Raw genomic sequence first — 18,164 nt, 5'->3', positions numbered from 1 at the left:
CCATGAAGCTCGTCACCGCGATCGTGCGCCCGGACAAGTTCAAGGACATCAAGTCCGCCCTCGAGTCCTACGGCGTCCAGGGCATGACCGTCCAGAACGTCTACGGCTACGGCCAGCAGCGCGGCCACACCGAGGTCTACCGGGGCGCCGAGTACACGGTGGACCTGCTCGAGAAGGTGCGCCTGGAGATCCTCGTCGACGACCACCAGGCCACCGACATCGTCGACGTCATCGTCTCCTCGGCCAACACCGGCCGAGCCGGCGACGGCAAGGTGTGGGTCCTCGACGTCGCCGAGGCCGTGCGCGTGCGCACCGGCGAGCGGGACGAGACCGCCCTGTAGGACGGGCCCGCCCCGGGCGGCGGGCGGCAGCCGCGCGGCGCACCGGCGCCCTCCCCGCGGGGAGGGCGCCGGTGCGCCGCGCAGGACGGGCCCCGCGTTGGTACCCTGGACTACCGACCCGATGCCTTCGGGCCGGCGCCGCGCCCCGCAGTGCACCCCCGCGGCGCACCGGCCGCCTCCCTCGACGAAAGCAGCTTTCGACCCGTGTTCACTTCACTGTCCGACCGGTTGACCGCCACCTTCAAGAACCTCAAGGGCAAGGGCCGCCTGTCCGAGGCGGACGTCGACGCCACCGTGCGGGAGATCCGCCGGGCCCTGCTCGACGCCGACGTCGCCGTGCCGGTCGTGCGCGAGTTCACCGCCGCGGTCAAGCAGCGCGCCCTCGGCGCGGAGGTCTCCGAGGCCCTCAACCCGGGCCAGCAGGTCGTGAAGATCGTCAACGAGGAGCTCCAGGGCATCCTCGGCGGGCAGACCCGCCGGATCCGCATGGCCAAGACCGGCCCGACCGTCATCATGCTCGCCGGCCTCCAGGGCGCCGGCAAGACGACGCTGGCCGGCAAGCTCGGCAAGTGGCTCAAGGGCCAGGGCCACCGCCCGCTGCTCGTGGCCTCGGACCTGCAGCGGCCCAACGCCGTGACCCAGCTCAAGGTCGTGGGCGAACGGGCCGGGGTGCCCGTGTTCGCCCCGCACCCCGGCACCACCTCCGAGTTCGACGACCCCACGGGCGACCCCGTCCAGGTGGCCCGCGACGGCGTGGCCCAGGCCCGCGCCCGCCTGCACGACGTGGTCATCGTCGACACCGCCGGGCGCCTCGGCATCGACGAGGCGCTCATGGCCCAGGCCCGCGACATCCGCGACGCGGTGCAGCCCGACGAGGTGCTCTTCGTCATCGACGCGATGATCGGCCAGGACGCGGTCAACACCGCCCAGGCCTTCAACGAGGGCGTGGACTTCACCGGCGTGGTCCTGTCCAAGCTCGACGGCGACGCCCGCGGCGGCGCGGCCCTGTCCGTGGCCTCCGTGACCGGCAAGCCCATCATGTTCGCCTCCACCGGCGAGAACGTCGACGACTTCGAGCAGTTCCACCCCGACCGGATGGCCTCGCGCATCCTGGACATGGGCGACGTCCTGACGCTGATCGAGCAGGCCGAGCAGCAGTGGGACCGGGCCGAGGCCGAGAAGATGGCCCGGAAGTTCACCGACCAGGAGGACTTCACCTTCGAGGACTTCCTCGCGCAGATGCAGCAGCTGCGCAAGATGGGCTCGATGAAGAAGATGCTCATGATGATGCCCGGCGCCGCCGGGATGCGCGAGCAGCTGGAGAACTTCGACGAGCGCGAGATCGACCGCGTCGAGGCGATCGTGCGCTCCATGACCCCGCACGAGCGGGTCGCGCCGAGGATCATCAACGGCTCCCGCCGCGCCCGCATCGCCCGCGGCTCCGGCGTCACCGTCTCCGAGGTGAACCAGCTGATGGAGCGCTTCGCGCAGGCGCAGAAGATGATGAAGCGCCTGGCCCAGGGCAAGGGCGTGCCCGGCATGCCCGCGGGGATCCCCGGGATGCCCGGCGCCGCCGGGGGCGGGGCGAAGAAGGGCAAGGGCAAGGCCGCGGCCAAGAAGAAGGGCGGCTCCCGCTCCGGCAACCCCGCCAAGCGGGCCCAGGAGAACGCGGCCCTCGAGCAGCAGCGCAAGCAGAAGGCCCCCGTCGGCTCGTCCTTCGGCGCCGCGCAGCAGGAGCCGGACCCCGCCGACCTGAACCTGCCCAAGGGCTTCGAGAAGTTCCTGGGGAAGTGACCCGGCCGTGAGCTCCTACCTCTCCGAGACCGAGCTGCGGAAGTTCGTCGACTCCCTGCCCACCCGCCGGCTGGCCGCCGAGGCGCTGATCCGCGACCCCGAGGGCCGCGTGCTCATCGTCGAGCCCAACTACAAGCCCGACTGGACCGTGCCCGGCGGCACCGTCGAGGCGGGGGAGGACCCCCGCACCGGCTGCTTCCGGGAGGTCGCCGAGGAGGTCGGGCTCGACCTGCCCCCGGGCCGGCTGCTCGTGGTCGCCCACGGCGTGGCCATGGGGGTGTGGGGGGACTCCGTGTCCTTCGTCTACGACGGCGGCACGATCGCCGCCGACACCCCCCTGCGGATCCAGGAGGAGGAGCTGCTGAGCCACCGCTGGGCGGCCCCCGAGGAGCTCGACCGCTGGCTGCGCCCGGGCCTGGCCCTGCGGCTGCGCCGGGCGCTCGAGGCCCTGCGCGAGGGCACGGTCGTGGAGACCGTCAACGGGGACGGCTGAGCCCCGGACCCCGGCGGCGGGCGCCGCCGGGGCGGGTCGGGCGACGGCGTAGCATGGCACCATGACCTCTCTGCCCGCCGACGACGTCGCCTCCCCGACCTCCGCGTGGGACCTGGCCCCCGCCACGGTGCCGCACCCGGAGGGCGCCGACGCCCCCGCCGCGGACGCGGTCGCCCGGGTCGTGGCCGGCCACCGCCTCATCGGGGCCCTCGCCGAGGGCCCCGGGGCGCTGCAGCTGATGTTCCTCGCCGACGCCGGGGGCCGCCTGGCCCGGGCCGCCGAGGACGGGACCGTGGAGCCCGGGTGCACCCTCGACGAGCTCTCCGCCGACCTCGCCCGACAGACCGGGCGCGGGCTGCAGCCCGAGCACCCCGGCCTGCGCCGGGTGCTGCTGGTGCGCCTCGACGCCCCGGAGCTGCCCGTGCTCGCCGCCCTGTCCCAGACGGGGTTCACCGCCGTCTCCCGGCACGGCTGGTCCGTGGTCGTCTTCGACGACGAGGTCGACTACTGGGCCGTGCGCACGGGCCTGGGCGAGCCCGCCGTCGTGCTCTCCTCCGACGGCGCCACCCGCTCGGCGGAGGTCCTGCTCGCCGGGGAGGACCCCGCCGACGTGACGGACCTGGAGGCCGCCGACGCCGTGTGCGCCCTGGAGTGGGGGCCGGAGTGGCGCCCCGCCGGCGGGCCCGCCGGGACCGGCCGCGACACCCCGGCCGCCCGCTTCCAGGACGACCTCGTGCGCCTGTGCGCCGCGGGGACCTCGGAGCTGCAGGTCGAGTCCGTCGCCTCCGTCTTCGACCTCGACCCGGCCGAGACCAACCGGCTGCGCAACTACGTGGCCGGGGACTCGACCGAACTCGTCCTGGAGTCGGTGCTGCAGCTGCTGGGCCTGCCGGTGCTCGCCGCGAAGGTCGTCGAGGGCCGCCGCGAGCTGACCGAGCTCGAGGACGCCGAGCACTACGCGCCCACCGGGGTCGGGCCCGCCGTGCTGCGGGCGATGACCATCGCACCCACCGGGGACGGGCTGCTCGACCGCTGCCGGCGCGCCCTCGTCCACCGGCCCGGGCTCGTGCTCGCGGTCGCCGGGGCCGAGACGGCCGTCGGCGTCGGGCTCGCCGGGGCCGCGCGCCGCGGCGGGGCCGGGGCGCGCGTGCTCGGGACCCTCTCGGCCGCGCTGCTCGCCGACGCCGCCGCGGAGGGCGCCTGGTGGGCGGCGCTGCGGGCGGCCCGCCGCGAGCGCGCCCGCGCCGCCGCGCCGCCCGACCCGGGGCCCGACCCGGGGCCCGCGCCCCGCCCGTCGGCGGCGCGCACGGGCCTGCGCCGCTTCTTCGGCCTGGACTAGCGTCCGCCGGGAGCCCGCGGGCTCCGCCCCGCGGCGGAGGCCCGTGCGCGCCGGCGCCCGGTACCGTGGTGGGGTGCTGCATCCCCCACCCGTCGCGGAGCCCGCCCGGCGGCCCGCCGCCGAGGACGCCGCCCCGGTCCGGCGCCTGCCCTGGCCGGAGCGCGTCACCGCCTGGCTCAACGACCCCGAGGACCCGTACTGGCGACGGCCCGCGCCCACGGCGGCCCAGCAGCGCCGCGACGTCCTCGCCGCGCTCGGCCTGCTCGGCGTCGCCCTGCTGATGTCCGTGCTCATGCACAGCTACGCCGGCCTCGTGGAGGGCGACGAGCCCTGGCGCTACTACCTGAGCACCGCACTGATCGTGGTGCCGCTGGCCGTGCGGCGGCGCCACCCCGTGCCGGTGGTGATCGCGTCCTCGGCACTGTTCCTCGGGCTGACCTACGCCAGTCCCACGGCGGCGCTGACGCTGAGCTTCCAGGGCGCCTACTTCGCGGCCCTCTACGCGGCGGTCGCCTGGTCGCGCGACCGCCAGGCCCTGTGGGTGGCGATGTCGGTGGTGGTGGGGACCATGGGCCTGTGGCTGCTCGGGGCCTTCACGGTCACCAACGCCTACGCCGAGTTCCTGGACGGCCTCGGCGAGGTCGAGGGGCCGCTGCCGCAGCTGCCCGCCTACGCCGCCTCGACCCTGCTCGTCAACGCCGCCTACTTCGGCGGGGCCGTCCTCGCCGGACGCGCCTCCTGGCGGGCCGCCCTGCAGCAGCACCGGCTCACGGCCCAGGCCCGGCGGATCCGCGAGCAGTCCGCCGAGATCGCCCGCCGCGCCGTGGTCGACGAGCGGATGCGCATCGCCCGGGAGCTGCACGACGTCGTCGCCCACCACGTCTCCGTGATCGGGATCCAGGCCGGGGCCGCGCGCAAGGTCCTCGGCCGCGACCCGGAGGCGGCCACGGGGGCGCTGCGCACCATCGAGGAGTCCTCCCGCACGGCCGTGGGGGAGATGCGCCAGCTGCTGGGCGTGCTGCGCGCCGAGGACGAGGACGCCGGGGACGGGGCCGGGCGCCGCCCGGAGCCCGGCCTGGGGGAGATCGCCGACCTCGCCCGCCACCACGCCGCGCACGGGCTGGCCGTCGAGCTGCGCACCGTCGAGGCCGTCCCGGGGGACCTCGCCCGCGTCCCGCAGGGGCTCGCGCTGTCCGTCTACCGGTGCGCCCAGGAGTCCCTGGCCAACGTCCTGCGCCACTCCACGGCCGGAGCCGTCTCGCTGGCCCTGCGCACCGGGCGCGGCCCGGACGGGCCCTGGCTCGAGCTCGAGGTGCTCGACGACGGCACCCCCCGCGGCGGCACCGCCGGCACCGGCTTCGGCCTGCAGGGGCTGCGGGAGCGCGTGCGGCTGCACGGCGGCGAGGCCGAGATCGGCCCCCGGTCCGGGCGCCCGGGGTGGCGGGTGCGCGTGCGCTGCCCCCTGCCCCCGGCCGGCCCGCCCGCGGCGGCCGCCCCGGCGCCCGGCCCGGACGTGGGAGGATCGGGGGCATGATCCGCGTCCTGCTCGCCGACGACCACGCCCTCGTCCGCTCCGGCTTCGCCATGGTCCTCTCCGTCGAGGACGACATCGAGGTCGTCGCCCAGGCCGCCGACGGCGCGCAGGCCGTGGCCGCGGCCCAGGCCCACGACGTCGACGTCGCCCTGCTGGACGTGCAGATGCCCGGTACGGACGGCATCGAGGCGACCCGCCGGATCGTGGGCACGGGCTGCGCGAGGGTCGTGATCGTGACGACCTTCGACCGGGAGGACTACCTCTTCGACGCCCTCGCGGCCGGGGCCAGCGGCTTCCTGCTGAAGAACGCGGACCCCGACGACCTCGTCGAGGCCGTGCGCGCCGTCGCCGGCGGGCACGCGCTGCTCGCGCCCGAGGCGACCCTGCGGGTGATCCGGGCGCTGACGGCCGCCCCCGCCCCGCCGCCGGCCCCGGCGGCACCTGCCGGGCCCGTCCCGGCCGACCCCGGGCAGCGCCGCGCCGCCGCGTCCCTGACCGAGCGCGAGCACGAGGTGCTGGGGCTCGTCGCCGAGGGGCTGTCCAACGCGGAGATCGCCCAGCGGCTGTTCCTGGGCCCGGCCACGGTCAAGACGCACGTGTCCAACATCCTCGCCAAGACGGGCTCCCGCGACCGCGTCCAGGCCGTCGTCTTCGCCCACCGCGCCGGCCTGGCCGGCTGAGCGGCCTCCGCCCCGCGGCGGAGACCCCGCCCCGGCCGCGCCCCGGGATCCGCCCCGGTGGGGACGCCCCGGCGCCCCGCCCTCCGTAGGCTGGGGAGGAGCCCCCCGGCACCCGCGGGCGGGCGCCACCGGCCGAGAGGAGCACGGGCCCATGAGCGCCGGCACCCGCCCCGCGGCGACCACCCTCCGCTTCCGCGCTCGCCCCGCCGGCCACGTCCTCGAGGCGCGCGGGCTGAGCCGCGCCTTCGGGGGCCGCACGGTGGTCGAGGACGTCTCCTTCCGCGTCGAGCCCGGCCGGATGACCGGCTTCGTCGGCGCCAACGGGGCGGGCAAGACCACGACCATGCGGATGCTGACGGGCGTGCTGCGCACCACCGCCGGGGAGGTCCTGTGGGACGGCCGGCCCGTCACCGCCGCCGACCGCGCGGGCTTCGGGTACATGCCCGAGGAGCGGGGCCTCTACCCCCGCCAGCCGGTGCTCGACCAGCTGTGCTACCTCGGCCGGCTGCACGGGATGGACCGGCGGGCGGCCCTCGCCGAGGCCCGGCGGCTGCTCGAGCGCCTCGACCTGGCCGGGCGGGAGCGGGACCCGCTGGGCACCCTGTCCCTCGGCAACCAGCAGCGGGTGCAGATCGCCGCCGCCCTGCTGCACGGGCCCACCGCGCTCGTGCTGGACGAGCCGTTCTCCGGGCTGGACCCCGTGGCCGTGGACGCCATGACCGGGTTGCTGCGCGAGCGGCTGGAGCAGGGGGTGCCGGTGCTGTTCTCGAGCCACCAGCTCGACCTCGTCGACCGGCTGTGCGACTCCCTCGTCGTCCTCTCCGCCGGCCGGGTCCTGGCCGCCGGCGCGGTCGAGGACCTGCGCCGCGCCGGCCCGCGCCGGCACCGGCTGCGCTGCGAGCAGGACGCCGGGTGGGTGCGGGGGCTGCGCGGGGTGCGCGCCGTCGACGTCGACGGCCCCGACGCGGTCCTCGAGCTCGACGACGACGACGCCCGCCGCCGGCTCCTGCGGGCGGCCGTCGAGCGCGGCCTGGTGGAGTTCGCCGAGATCGTCCCCGGCCTCGCCGACGTCTACCGGGAGGTGACCCGGTGAGCCCCCGCCCGCCGGTGCCGCGCCCCTGGTGGGTCGTCGCGACCCGGGAGCTGTCCGTGCGCCTGCGCGACCGCTCCTTCCTCGTCTCCACGGCCGTCACGGTGCTGCTCGTGGCCGGCTCGATCGCCGCCTCGGCCCTGCTCGGCGGGCGCGCCGCCGACCACGTGCTCGCCACCGCCGCCCCCGAGGCCGGGCCGGTGGCCGCCCGCGCCGCCGCCGTGCTCGCCGAGGAGGGCGAGGACACCCTCACCGTGCACTCCGCGCACTCCCCGGACGCGGCCCGCGCCGCCGTGGCCGGGGGGACCGCCGACGCCGCGCTGCTGCGCGGGCTCGACGGGTGGACCGTGGTCGGCCGGGACGGCGTCGACCCCGCGCTGGCCCGCGCCCTCGAGGAGGCCGTGGCCGAAACCGTCCTCGCCGCGAACGCCCGGGCGGCCGGCACCAGCGCCGAGGAGCTCACCGCCGGGACCGGGGTGCGCACCGAGCTGCTGGACGGCGGGCAGGACCGCGGCCCCGCCCGGCTCGTGCTCGGCCTCGTCTTCGCGTTCCTGTTCTACCTGGCGGCGGTCCTCTTCGGCACCGCCATCGCCAACTCCGTGCTCGAGGAGAAGCAGAACCGCGTCGTGGAGATCCTCGCCACCACCGTGCCCGTCCGGCACCTGCTCCACGGCAAGGTCCTCGGCAGCTGCCTGCTCGCCCTCGGGCAGCTCGGCCTCTACGCCGCCGTCGGCCTCGTGGGCGTCAACGCCACCGGCGCCGCCGCCAACGTCGGCTGGGCCCTGGCCGCCTCCGGCTGGTTCGTGGCGTTCTTCGTGGCCGGCTTCGCCGCGCAGGCCTGCGTCTGGGCGGTGCTCGGCGCGCTGGCCGCCCGCCCGGAGGACCTCCAGTCCAGCTCGGGGCCGGTGCTGACCGTGCTCGTCGGCGCCCTCGTCCTGGGCCTCTACGCCGAGGGACCGTGGCTGACGGCCGCGTCCTTCGTGCCGGTGGTCTCCTCGGTGGCGATGCCCGTCCGCCTGCTCGCCGGCGACGTCCCCTGGTGGCAGCCCGCGCTCGCCCTGGCCCTGGCCCTCGCCGCGGCCCGGGCGCTGCTGCTCCTGGGGGAGCGGATCTACCGGCGCGCCGTCCTCCAGGGCGGGCGCGCCCTCGGGTGGCGCGAGGCCGCACGCCTCGAGCAGTGAGCGCGGTGCGCCGCGGACTTGACGCCGTCTGGCATACTGGACGGGTACTCGATGCGTGCGGTCCCTCTCGCCGCACGTTTCTCGTGTCCACAGAGCCCCTGCGACCGGCCCGCCCCACGGGAGCGGAACCAGACGGCTCGCCCCATCCACGAACCAGGAGAGTCCACACCAGTGGCAGTCAAGATCCGTCTCAAGCGCATGGGCAAGATGCGCGACCCCCGTTACCGCGTCGTCGTCGTCGACTCCCGCAAGAAGCGCGACGGCCGCGTCATCGAGGAGATCGGCAAGTACCACCCGACCGAGCACCCCTCCTACATCGAGGTCGTCTCCGAGCGGGCCCAGTACTGGCTCGGCGTCGGCGCCCAGCCCTCGGAGTCCGTGGCCGCGATCCTGAAGGTCACCGGCGACTGGCAGAAGTTCAAGGGCGAGGAGGGCGCCGAGGGCACCCTGAAGCAGCCCGAGGCCAAGCCCGAGTTCACCGCCCCGGACAAGGGCTCCGTGATCGTCCCCGAGGCCATCACCCCCAAGGCCGAGAAGGCCGAGGCCCCCGCCGGCTCCGACGACGCCCCCGCGGCTGACGCCGAGAAGGCCGAGTAGTCGTGCTCGCCGACGCGTTGGAGCACCTCGTCCGCGGGATCGTGGACAGCCCCGATGACGTCGGCGTCCGTCTCAAGAGCGGGCGCCGGGCCGAGACCCTCGAGGTCCGGGTCCACCCCGACGACCTCGGCCGGGTCATCGGCCGCCAGGGCCGCACCGCCAAGGCGCTGCGCACCGTGATCGGCGCGCTCGCCGACGGCGGACCGGTCCGGATCGACGTCGTCGACACCGACCGCCGCCCCCGCTGAGGCGGGTCCGGGCCGGCCCCGCCCCCACGGTCCCCGCATCCCCCGGATGCGGGGACCGTGCGCGTTCCCGGCCCCGCCCGCACCCCGGACCGACGGTCCGGGCCCGAACCCCCAGGAGCACCATGAAGGTCCAGGTCGCCCGCATCGGCAAGCCCCACGGCATCCGCGGCGAGGTCACCGTCCAGCTGTTCACCGACGCCCCGGAGGAGCGCTTCGCCCCCGGCGCACGGCTGCTGGTCGAGCCCGCCCCGGCGCTGGCCCCCGGCGGGGAGGTCACGGTCCGCTCCGCCCGCTGGAACAAGACCGTGCTCGTGGTCGGCCTCGAGGAGGTCCCCGACCGCAACGGTGCGGAGACCCTGCGCGGCTCCCGCCTGTTCGCCGAGGCGGAGGAGGAGACCCCCGAGGACGCCGAGGAGTGGTACGAGCACGAGCTCGTGGACCTCGAGGTGCGCACCGGGGCCGAGGACGGCTCCGGGCCCCGCCTCGGGGTCGTCACCGGGCTCGTCACCATGCCCGTCCAGGACCTGCTCGAGATCCGCCTCGACGAGGACGGCCGCACGGCCGTCCTGCCGTTCGTCGAGGAGATCGTCCCCGTCGTCGACCCCGCGGCGGGCTACGTGGTGGTGACCCCGCCGCCGGGGCTGCTCGAGCTCGGCCTCGAGGACGCCGGCGAGGACGGGGCCCCCGGACCCGGCGGCCGGGACCGCTGATGCGCATCGACGTCGTCAGCATCTTCCCGGAGTACCTCGCCGCCCTCGACCTGTCGCTGATCGGCAAGGCCCGCCGGCAGGGGCTGCTCGAGCTGTCCGTGGCGGACCTGCGCGAGTACACCACCGACCGGCACCGCACCGTGGACGACACCCCCTACGGCGGCGGGGCCGGGATGGTCATGAAGCCCGAGCCCTGGGCCCAGGCCCTCGAGGACGTGCTGGCCCGCGGTCCCGCCGCGGAGGGGCAGCGGCCCGTGCTGGTCGTCCCGTCGCCGGCCGGCGAGGTCTTCACCCAGGCCGTCGCCCGCGAGCTCGCCGGCCGGGAGCACCTCGTCTTCGCCTGCGGGCGCTACGAGGGCATCGACGAGCGTGTCGTCGACTGGGCCCGGGAGCGCTTCGAGGTCCGCCCCACGAGCCTGGGCGACTACGTCCTCAACGGCGGGGAGGTCGCCGTGCTGGCCATGGTCGAGGCGATCGGGCGGCTCGTGCCGGGCGTGATCGGCAACCCCGAGTCCCTCGTGGAGGAGTCCCACGCGGACGGGCTGCTCGAGTACCCCGTCTACACCAAGCCCGCCGTGTGGCGGGACCGGCCGGTGCCCGAGGTGCTGCTCTCCGGCCACCACGGGCGGGTCGCCCGCTGGCGGCGCGACCTGCAGCTGCGGCGCACCGCGGCGCGCCGGCCAGACCTCGTCGCCGCCCTCGACCCGGCGGCCCTCGACCGCGCCGACCGCGCCGTCCTCGCGGCCGAGGGCTGGGAGGTCGCCGGCGACCGGCTCGTGCGTGCGCAGCCGTCCCCGCCTGTGGCATAATGACCAGCTGTGCGTCTGCTGGGCACGCCCCTGCCGCAGGGGGATGAGCGACCAACAGCAGGCACCCGGGACCGCCCGACGGGCTCCCGGCACCACGTCTTCCGGATCCGCACCGGGCCCGCCGGGCCCCAGCACGGGTCCGCACCGACCCACGTGAGCGACCTGCGGCGTTCACCAGGAGAAGCAGCATGAACATCCTCGACCAGCTCGACGCCAAGTCCCTGCGCGACGACGTCCCCGACTTCCGCCCGGGCGACACCCTCAACGTGCACGTGAACATCGTCGAGGGCAGCCGCTCCCGCGTGCAGGTCTTCAAGGGCTTCGTCCTCGGCCGCCAGGGCGCGGGCGTGCACGAGACCTTCACCGTCCGCAAGGTCTCCTTCGGCGTCGGCGTGGAGCGCACCTTCCCGGTGCACTCGCCGGTCATCGACAAGATCGAGGTCCTCACCCGCGGTGACGTCCGCCGCGCGAAGCTGTACTACATGCGCGACCGCCACGGCAAGGCCGCCCGCATCCGCGAGAAGCGCGAGAACACGGCGCCCGGCAAGGGTGCCAAGTCCGCCAAGCCCGGCAAGTAGGACGGCCCGCACGCCGGTGCCCACCGACATCCCGGCCGCGGCCCGCACCGGGTCCCGCGCCGTGCGGCGCGAACGCCAGCCCCGATCCAGGGGCTGGCGTTCCGTCGTCCTGGCCCTGCTGCTGACCGTCCTGCTGACCGGGGCGCTGCGCGCGTGGGTGGTCGACGTCTACTGGATCGGCTCCGACTCCATGCAGCCCACGATCGAGCCCGGCGACCGGGTCCTGGTCGGCAAGCTCGTGGACGGGAGCGAGCTCGAGCGCGGGGACCTCGTGGTCTTCGACGGGCGCGGCAGCTTCGACCCCCTGCACGACGACGCCCCCTGGCCGCTGCAGGCCGCCCGGACGCTCGGGCGCTGGGCCGGGCTGACCGGTTCGGGGACGGTCTACCTCAAGCGCGTGATCGGCACCCCCGGCGACGTCGTCGAGTGCTGCGGGCCCACGGGCCGGCTCGTCGTCGACGGCGAGGAGATCGAGGAGGACTACCTCCACCCCGGGGACCGGCCCAGCGAGCTCGAGTTCACCGCGGTCGTGCCGGAGGGCCGGCTGTGGGTGATGGGCGACCACCGCTCCGTGTCGGTCGATTCGCGAAGTCTGCTCGGCGCGCCCGGCGGCGGGATGGTCCGAGCGGATAAGGTCGTAGGAGTTCCCGACGCCGTCCTGTGGCCCCTCGACCGGGCCGGACGGCTCTGACCCGATCCCGCGGGATCCGCACCCGGGCGCCGGCCGGCGCCCGCCCAGGAAGGACGGCAGCAGTGGCCGACAGGACCCTCCCCACCGGCGACGGCGGCACCCCGGAGGACCCGGCCCCCGAGGAGGCCGGCACCCCCGGTGCCCCTGCCGCGCCGGAGGAGACCGGCCGGCGCCGCCGCGGGTCCTCCCGGCCCCGCAAGGAGCGCCCCGACACGCTGTGGGGCTCGGTGCGCGAGATCGTGCTGGTGCTGCTGTGGGCGGTGCTCATCGCCTTCGTCGTCAAGACCCTGCTCGTGCGCGGCTTCTACATCCCCTCCGGGTCGATGGAGAACACCCTCCAGCTCAACGACCGCATCTTCGTCAACGTGGTCGAGCCGACCGTCGGGCCGCTCGAGCGCGGCGACATCGTCGTGTTCGAGGACGCCAAGGGGTGGCTGCCGCCCCAGGACGACGGCGACGGCGGGCTCTCCGACACCGTCTACGACGCCCTCGCCTTCGTGGGCGTGCTGCCCGACCGCACCGACCAGCACCTGATCAAGCGCGTCATCGGCGTGGGCGGGGACCGGGTCGTGTGCTGCGACGCCTCCGGCCGCGTCACCGTCAACGGCCACCCCCTCGAGGAGCGGGAGGCCTACCTGTACCCCGGGGCCGCCCCCTCCGACATCCCCTTCGAGGTCGTCGTGCCCGAGGACCACTACTTCGTGATGGGCGACCACCGCAACGCCTCCGCGGACTCCCGGGTCCACCTCGGCGACGCCACCGAGGACAGCGCCTTCATCGCCCACGACGAGGTGGTCGGGACGGCCTTCGTGATCGCCTGGCCCCTGGACCGCTTCGAGCTCCTGCGCAACCCTGAGGACGTCTTCGACGGCGTGCCCGCCCCCTCCGGTGGCTCCTGACCCGTCGCGCCGCGGACGGCTGCCGGGCCGCGCCCCCGGACTCGCCCTCGAGCACGAGCTCGCGCGGGACGGCACCCGCCGCGTGGGCGGGATGGACGAGGTCGGCCGCGGCGCCCTGGCCGGGCCCGTGACGGTCGGCGTCGTCGTCCTGCACCCCGGCACCCGCCGCGGCGTGCCCGGGCTGCGCGACTCCAAGCTGCTGAGCCCCGCCCGGCGGCAGGAGCTCGTGCCCCGGGTCCTGGCCTGGTGCGCCGCCGCCGGGGTCGGCCACGCCTCGCCGGCCGAGATCGACGGTCTCGGCCTCACCGCGGCCCTGCGTCTGGCCGGCCACCGCGCCCTCGCCGCGGCCGGCACCGCGGCCCCCGACGTCGTGCTCCTGGACGGGCGCCACGACTGGCTCAGCCCCCCGGGCGCACCGGCCCTGTTCGGGGACCCCGGTCCCGGTGGTCCCGGCCCCGGGGACCCGCCGGCCGTGGGGGAGCCCGGCGAGGGGTCCGCTCCGGAGCCGGCCTGGGCCGGGGAGGTCGTCCCCCGCGTGCGGGCGGACCTCGACTGCGCGTCGGTGGCGGCCGCCAGCGTCCTGGCGAAGGTCGAGCGGGACGGGATCATGACCGAGCTCGCCGCGGACTGGCCGCAGTACGGTTGGGGGACCAACATGGGCTACGGGGCCGCCGGGCACCGCAGCGCCCTCGCCGAGCACGGGCCCAGCCCGCACCACCGGCTGAGCTGGCGGCTGGGCCCGGCGCCCGGACCCGGACGCACCGACCGAGAGGGGACGGCATGAGCGCCGAGGAGCTCGAGAACTTCGAGACGGGCCTGGAGCTGCAGCTCTACCGGGAGTACCGGGACGTGGCCAAGCTCTTCCGCTTCGTGGTGGAGACCGACCGCCGGTTCTACCTCGCCAACTCCGTGCGCGTCGAGCCGGTGCACACCGGCGGGACCCTCTACTTCGACGTCGAGCTCAAGGACGCCTGGGTCTGGGACGTCTACCGCTCCGCACGGTTCGTGAAGAACGTGCGCGTGCTCAGCGTGAAGGACGTCAACGTGGAGGAGCTCGCCCACGCCGACCCCTTCGCCGTGCCCGGGACCGGTCCCGCGGGCGGGGACGGCCCGGAGAGCCCCGCCGGGCTCTGATCCCGCCTCCCGGCAACAGCGCGGGTGCGGCCAGGGCCGCACGAACGATGCCCCCCTCGGCCCGCTGGCGGCCCCACCCGGTGCCGTCCGCACGAGCGCTGCCCGCCTTTGCGGTGGTCTGCAGCCGCACCGCCACTGCACAGCCCCCGCGCCGGTGCGCCGGGCACGGCCCCGCCGGGCCACGATGGGTGGGGCCGGCCCCGTCCCGGCCCGCGACGATCCGCAGGAGGCGCCCCGTGCCCGAAGCCCTCGGCCCGCGCGGTGAGCGGCTCGCCGCGGCCCACCTCGAGGAGCACGGCTACCGGGTGCTCGCCCGCAACTGGCGGGCGGACCCTGCCCGCGACGGCGTGCGCGGGGAGGCCGACCTCGTCGCCGAGCACGAGGGCGTGCTCGTGGTCGTGGAGGTCAAGACCCGCTCGAGCCTGCGCTACGGCCATCCCTTCGAGTCCGTTACGCCGGGCAAGTCCGCCCGCCTCCACCGCCTCGCCGCGGCCTGGGCCCGCCGCCACGGCCGGGACCCCCTCCTGATCAGGGTCGACGCCGTGGCCGTGCTCCTGCCGGCCCGCGGCCCGGCCGGGATCGAGGTGCTGCGGCAGATCGAGTGAGACACGCCCCTCCTGCCCGGCGTGACACGGCCCGCCGGACGTGCCACTGTGGGACCGTCGAGGACCGGGGACGACGACGGAGGTGCACCGTGGGGCGACGCCGAGCCCTGGCCGCACTGGGGGCCACCGCGGTGGCGCTCGCGCTCACGGGGTGCAGCCTGCTGGATCCGCCCGAGCCGCGGGCGGTCGAGCGCCCGGGGACCGTCACCGCCGCCGAGTCCGGGCTGCAGCAGGGGGCCTACGAGCTGGCCACGCCGGACGGCGCCGTCATCACCTTCGACCTGCCGACCGTGCCCGCACCGGACGACGAGGTGGAGCAGCTGCGCCAGGACCTGCGCGTCGAGCCCGTGACCTACGTCGAGCTGCACATCGACAACTCGCAGGGCACCCGTCCCGTGGAGATCGAGTCGCTGAAGGTCGTCAGCCACATGGGCGGGTTCTTCCCGTTCGAACCGGCCGTCGACGTCCTCGAGGACTGGGACCCGCACCGCGCGACCGCCGCCGGGTACTGGCGCGCGGACGGCAGCGTGCCCGACCCCGCGCAGGGCGCCGCGCTCGACGCCCGCCTGCACGGGCTGGTCGCCGAGTACACCGGGGTGGTGCCCGCGGGCGCGACCGGCCGGGAGCTGCTGATCGGGGACTTCGAGTCCCTGCCGGAGTCCTTCGACGACGTCGAGCTCAAGCCCTACCCGCACGAGCGCGCCCTGGGTCCCGCCCCCGTGGGCACGACCGTCGAGCAGCGCCGCGAGCGCGCCGGCGACGACGTGCCCCCGCCCGTCGTCGAGGAGGAGGCCCCGCTCGCGGAGCCGGCCCCTGCGCCCCCCGCCCGGCCGGCGCAGGAGGCACCCGCCCAGGACGCCCCGCCGGCGCAGGAGCCGGCGCAGGAGGTCCCGGCACCGGAGGCGCCCGCCCCGGTCGTGCCCGAGCCGCCCGCCGGGAAGCCGGCCGGCCAGGCACCGGCGCAGCCCCCGCCCGGCGGACCTCCGGCCGGTGGTACGGACGGCAACAATCCCGGAACCGACGGACCGGGCAACGGTGCCGGTCCGGGCGGGGACGGCTCCGGGAGCACCCCGGGGAACGAGCCGACGGCCGGTGACGGGAACAACGCGTCCCCGTCACCGGGGGCCGGCTCCGACGGGACCGGGGGGAACGACCCGCTCGGGTCGGCCGGCAACACAGGCGAGACACCGACCACAGAGCCCTCGGCGACCGCGACAGCCTCCCAGGCGTCCGCGGAGTCCTCCCGACGGGCGTGGCCGCCACCCGAGCCGACGGCCGTCCCCGAACCCGTGCCGTCCGTGACCTCCGCCGCCCAGGACGAGGCCGCGGACCAGCCCGAGGGGACGGCGGCTCCCACGGCCGCGGCCACGCTCGTGGCGGCCGTCGCCGCGGCGGCCGATGGCGACCCCGTGCAGGCCCCGGCGGCCTCGCTCCCCATCCTGCTCGGACAGGGCTGACCGGGGAGGCCCCTCCACAGGCGCCACCGGCCGCCGCCGGGGAGGGGCCGTCGCGGCCAGCATGGGTCCCATGCCCCGTCCCACTGCCCCGCTCCTCCCGTCCCGCACCGAGCCCCGCCGCCCCGCTGAGGCGACCCCGCCCCGTCCCGCCCGAGGGCAGCCGCTGGGTCCCGGCTGCTCCGCGCCGGCCCGCGGTGCCCGGCCGGCCGCCGCCGTCGTCGAGGTCCGCCCCGCCGCCGGCGCCGGTCCCGCTCCCGCTCCCGGCAGGGGTCCCGGCCCCGGGGCCGGGCGCACCCTCGGCACCCGGTCCGCTCCCGGTGCCCGCCCGTCCCGCGGTCACGGCCGTCCCGGCGCCGTTGATCCCGCCGGTGCCGTCCGACGGGCCGTCGCGGGGCCCGTGCACCCGGGGGAGACGGCCCCGTGACGGGCTTCGCGCGCACGTGGGCGGTGGCCCTCGTGGGCCTGGAGGGCTCGATGGTCGAGGTGGAGGCCGACATCGGCCAGACCCTGCCGGCGTTCTCCATCGTGGGCCTGCCCGACGCCGCGCTCAACGAGGCGCGGGAGCGGCTGCGCGCCGCGGCCCGCAACACCGGCCTGCCCCTGAGCCCACGCAAGCTCACCGTCAACCTCACCCCGGCGACCCTGCCCAAGCGCGGCTCCCTGTTCGACCTCGCGATCGTGGTCAGTGCCCTCCAGGCGGCCGGGAAGGTCCCGCCCACCGGCCGCACCGTCTACCTCGCCGAGCTCGGCCTGGACGGGGCGCTGCGCCCCGTGCGGGGGATCCTCCCGGCCGTGATGGCCGCGGTGCGCGCCGGGCACGAGCACGTGGTGGTCGCGGGCGCCAACACCGCCGAGGCCCGGCTCGTGCCGGGGGCCCGTGTGGAGGGCCACGCCTGTCTCGCCGACGTCCTCGCCGCCGCCGGGGCCGACCCGGCTCCGCTGCACCGGCCCGCGCCCGCCGGGCCGCCGCCCCCGCGCCCGGCACCGGGGTCCGACGACGAGGACGCCGCCCGGCCCGGCCCGGATCTCGCCGAGGTGGCCGGTCAGGCCGAGGGGCGGCTCGCGCTGGAGATCGCCGCGGCCGGCGGGCACCACCTGCTGATGGTCGGCCCGCCCGGCTCCGGCAAGACGATGCTGGCCGAGCGGCTGCCGGGGCTGCTGCCCGACCTCGACGACGCCGCCGCCATGGAGGTCACCGCGGTGCACTCGCTCAACGGGGCCGCCGGCCGGTGCACGGCCCTGGTGCGGCGCCCGCCCTTCGAGGCGCCCCACCACACCGTCTCGGCCCCGGCCCTGTTGGGCGGCGGCTCCGGCATCCCCCGTCCGGGGGCGGCCTCGCGGGCGCACCGCGGCGTGCTGTTCCTCGACGAGGCCCCCGAGTTCGACCGCCGGGTCGTCGACGCCCTGCGCCAGCCGCTGGAGTCCGGACGGGTGCGCATCGACCGCTCGATCGCCTCCGCGACCTACCCCGCCCGCTTCCAGCTGGTCCTCGCGGCCAACCCCTGCCCCTGCGGCCTCTCCGGGGGCCGCGGAGCCGAGTGCCGGTGCACCCCGCGCGAGCGCCGCTGCTACTTCGGCCGGCTCAGCGGCCCCCTGCTCGACCGCATCGACCTGCAGATCGCCGTGCCCCGGGTCTCCTACGGGGAGCTCGCCGCGGAGACCGGCAGGGGCGAGGCCACGGCCTCCGTGGCCCGGCGGGTCGCCGCGGCGCGCGCCGCGCAGGCCCAGCGGCTGCACCGGCACGGGGTGCGCACCAACGCCGAGCTCGGCGGTGCCCTCCTGCAGGGCCCGCTGCGCCCCGGCCGGGCCGTCACCGCGCCGCTGGAGCGGGCCATGGACCGGGGCGAGCTCACCGCCCGCGGGCACCAGCGCGTCCTGCGCGTGGCGTGGACGCTCGCCGACCTCGAGGGGCGGGCCGCCCCCGACGCGGACGACGTCGAGACCGCGCTGTGGTTCCGCTCCCTCGTGCCCGCCTGAGCCCCCG

General features: G+C 76.7%; 20 protein-coding genes. All 20 read left to right on the top strand.

Going from position 1 to position 18,164, the window contains the following annotated elements:
* The first annotated feature begins 2 nt into the window (after positions 1-2).
* The 20 genes from AS188_RS12275 (at position 3) to AS188_RS12180 (ending at position 18,157) form a co-directional block, all read left to right on the top strand.
* Positions 3-341, top strand: coding sequence for a P-II family nitrogen regulator (locus AS188_RS12275; protein ID WP_058859091.1), 339 nt, complete (start codon positions 3-5; stop codon positions 339-341).
* A gap of 204 nt (positions 342-545) precedes the next feature.
* On the top strand, positions 546-2,135 hold the full coding sequence (gene ffh / locus AS188_RS12270; RefSeq protein ID WP_058859090.1) for a signal recognition particle protein: 1,590 nt from the start codon (positions 546-548) through the stop codon (positions 2,133-2,135).
* Between the two features lie 7 nt (positions 2,136-2,142).
* Positions 2,143-2,628, top strand: a complete 486-nt coding sequence (locus tag AS188_RS12265; protein ID WP_058859089.1) for an NUDIX domain-containing protein — start codon at positions 2,143-2,145, stop codon at positions 2,626-2,628.
* Between the two features lie 61 nt (positions 2,629-2,689).
* Entirely contained in the window at positions 2,690-3,967 is a 1,278-nt protein-coding gene (locus AS188_RS12260; RefSeq protein ID WP_058859088.1) for a hypothetical protein, read from the top strand.
* 73 nt (positions 3,968-4,040) lie between these two features.
* Positions 4,041-5,501: a sensor histidine kinase gene (locus tag AS188_RS12255; RefSeq protein WP_147050540.1), complete on the top strand. Its 1,461-nt coding sequence runs from the start codon at positions 4,041-4,043 to the stop codon at positions 5,499-5,501.
* Positions 5,498-6,181: a response regulator gene (locus AS188_RS12250; protein WP_058859086.1), complete on the top strand. Its 684-nt coding sequence runs from the start codon at positions 5,498-5,500 to the stop codon at positions 6,179-6,181. Before AS188_RS12255 ends, AS188_RS12250 begins: the two co-directional genes overlap by 4 nt.
* A 151-nt stretch (positions 6,182-6,332) precedes the next feature.
* Positions 6,333-7,274, top strand: a complete 942-nt coding sequence (locus AS188_RS12245) for an ABC transporter ATP-binding protein (protein WP_083529437.1) — start codon at positions 6,333-6,335, stop codon at positions 7,272-7,274.
* On the top strand, positions 7,271-8,452 hold the full coding sequence (locus AS188_RS12240) for an ABC transporter permease (protein ID WP_058859085.1): 1,182 nt from the start codon (positions 7,271-7,273) through the stop codon (positions 8,450-8,452). Before AS188_RS12245 ends, AS188_RS12240 begins: the two co-directional genes overlap by 4 nt.
* 171 nt (positions 8,453-8,623) lie before the next feature.
* Positions 8,624-9,049 (top strand): 30S ribosomal protein S16, encoded by a 426-nt coding sequence (gene rpsP, locus AS188_RS12235; RefSeq protein ID WP_058859084.1) that lies wholly within the window; start codon positions 8,624-8,626, stop codon positions 9,047-9,049.
* A 2-nt stretch (positions 9,050-9,051) separates the two neighbouring features.
* Positions 9,052-9,297 carry an RNA-binding protein gene (locus AS188_RS12230; RefSeq protein ID WP_058859083.1) on the top strand — a complete coding sequence of 82 codons (246 nt, stop codon included), beginning with the start codon at positions 9,052-9,054 and terminating at the stop codon, positions 9,295-9,297.
* A 122-nt stretch (positions 9,298-9,419) separates the two neighbouring features.
* A complete protein-coding gene (rimM, locus tag AS188_RS12225) occupies positions 9,420-10,007 on the top strand; it encodes a ribosome maturation factor RimM (protein ID WP_058859082.1) in 588 nt (195 codons plus the stop codon).
* A complete protein-coding gene (trmD, locus tag AS188_RS12220) occupies positions 10,007-10,816 on the top strand; it encodes a tRNA (guanosine(37)-N1)-methyltransferase TrmD (RefSeq protein WP_058859081.1) in 810 nt (269 codons plus the stop codon). Before rimM ends, trmD begins: the two co-directional genes overlap by 1 nt.
* 188 nt (positions 10,817-11,004) lie before the next feature.
* A complete protein-coding gene (gene rplS, locus AS188_RS12215; protein WP_058859080.1) occupies positions 11,005-11,394 on the top strand; it encodes a 50S ribosomal protein L19 in 390 nt (129 codons plus the stop codon).
* Between the two features lie 16 nt (positions 11,395-11,410).
* Positions 11,411-12,085 (top strand): signal peptidase I, encoded by a 675-nt coding sequence (gene lepB / locus AS188_RS12210; RefSeq protein ID WP_186815356.1) that lies wholly within the window; start codon positions 11,411-11,413, stop codon positions 12,083-12,085.
* 62 nt (positions 12,086-12,147) lie between these two features.
* Positions 12,148-12,984, top strand: coding sequence for a signal peptidase I (gene lepB / locus AS188_RS12205; protein WP_083529436.1), 837 nt, complete (start codon positions 12,148-12,150; stop codon positions 12,982-12,984).
* Entirely contained in the window at positions 12,974-13,768 is a 795-nt protein-coding gene (locus tag AS188_RS12200) for a ribonuclease HII (protein WP_058859079.1), read from the top strand. Before lepB (AS188_RS12205) ends, AS188_RS12200 begins: the two co-directional genes overlap by 11 nt.
* The gene (locus AS188_RS12195) at positions 13,765-14,118 is read left to right on the top strand and encodes a DUF2469 domain-containing protein (protein WP_058859078.1); all 354 of its coding nucleotides are present in this window, start codon (positions 13,765-13,767) and stop codon (positions 14,116-14,118) included. Before AS188_RS12200 ends, AS188_RS12195 begins: the two co-directional genes overlap by 4 nt.
* A gap of 236 nt (positions 14,119-14,354) precedes the next feature.
* Positions 14,355-14,723 (top strand): YraN family protein, encoded by a 369-nt coding sequence (locus tag AS188_RS12190; RefSeq protein WP_101852139.1) that lies wholly within the window; start codon positions 14,355-14,357, stop codon positions 14,721-14,723.
* Between the two features lie 89 nt (positions 14,724-14,812).
* Entirely contained in the window at positions 14,813-16,180 is a 1,368-nt protein-coding gene (locus AS188_RS12185; protein WP_058859077.1) for a hypothetical protein, read from the top strand.
* 474 nt (positions 16,181-16,654) lie between these two features.
* Entirely contained in the window at positions 16,655-18,157 is a 1,503-nt protein-coding gene (locus tag AS188_RS12180) for a YifB family Mg chelatase-like AAA ATPase (RefSeq protein WP_058859913.1), read from the top strand.
* Positions 18,158-18,164 lie beyond the last annotated feature (7 nt).

This window comes from Kocuria flava, assembly GCF_001482365.1.
Taxonomy (GTDB): Bacteria; Actinomycetota; Actinomycetes; order Actinomycetales; family Micrococcaceae; genus Kocuria; species Kocuria flava.
This window is presented reverse-complemented; position numbering and strand designations above follow the sequence as displayed.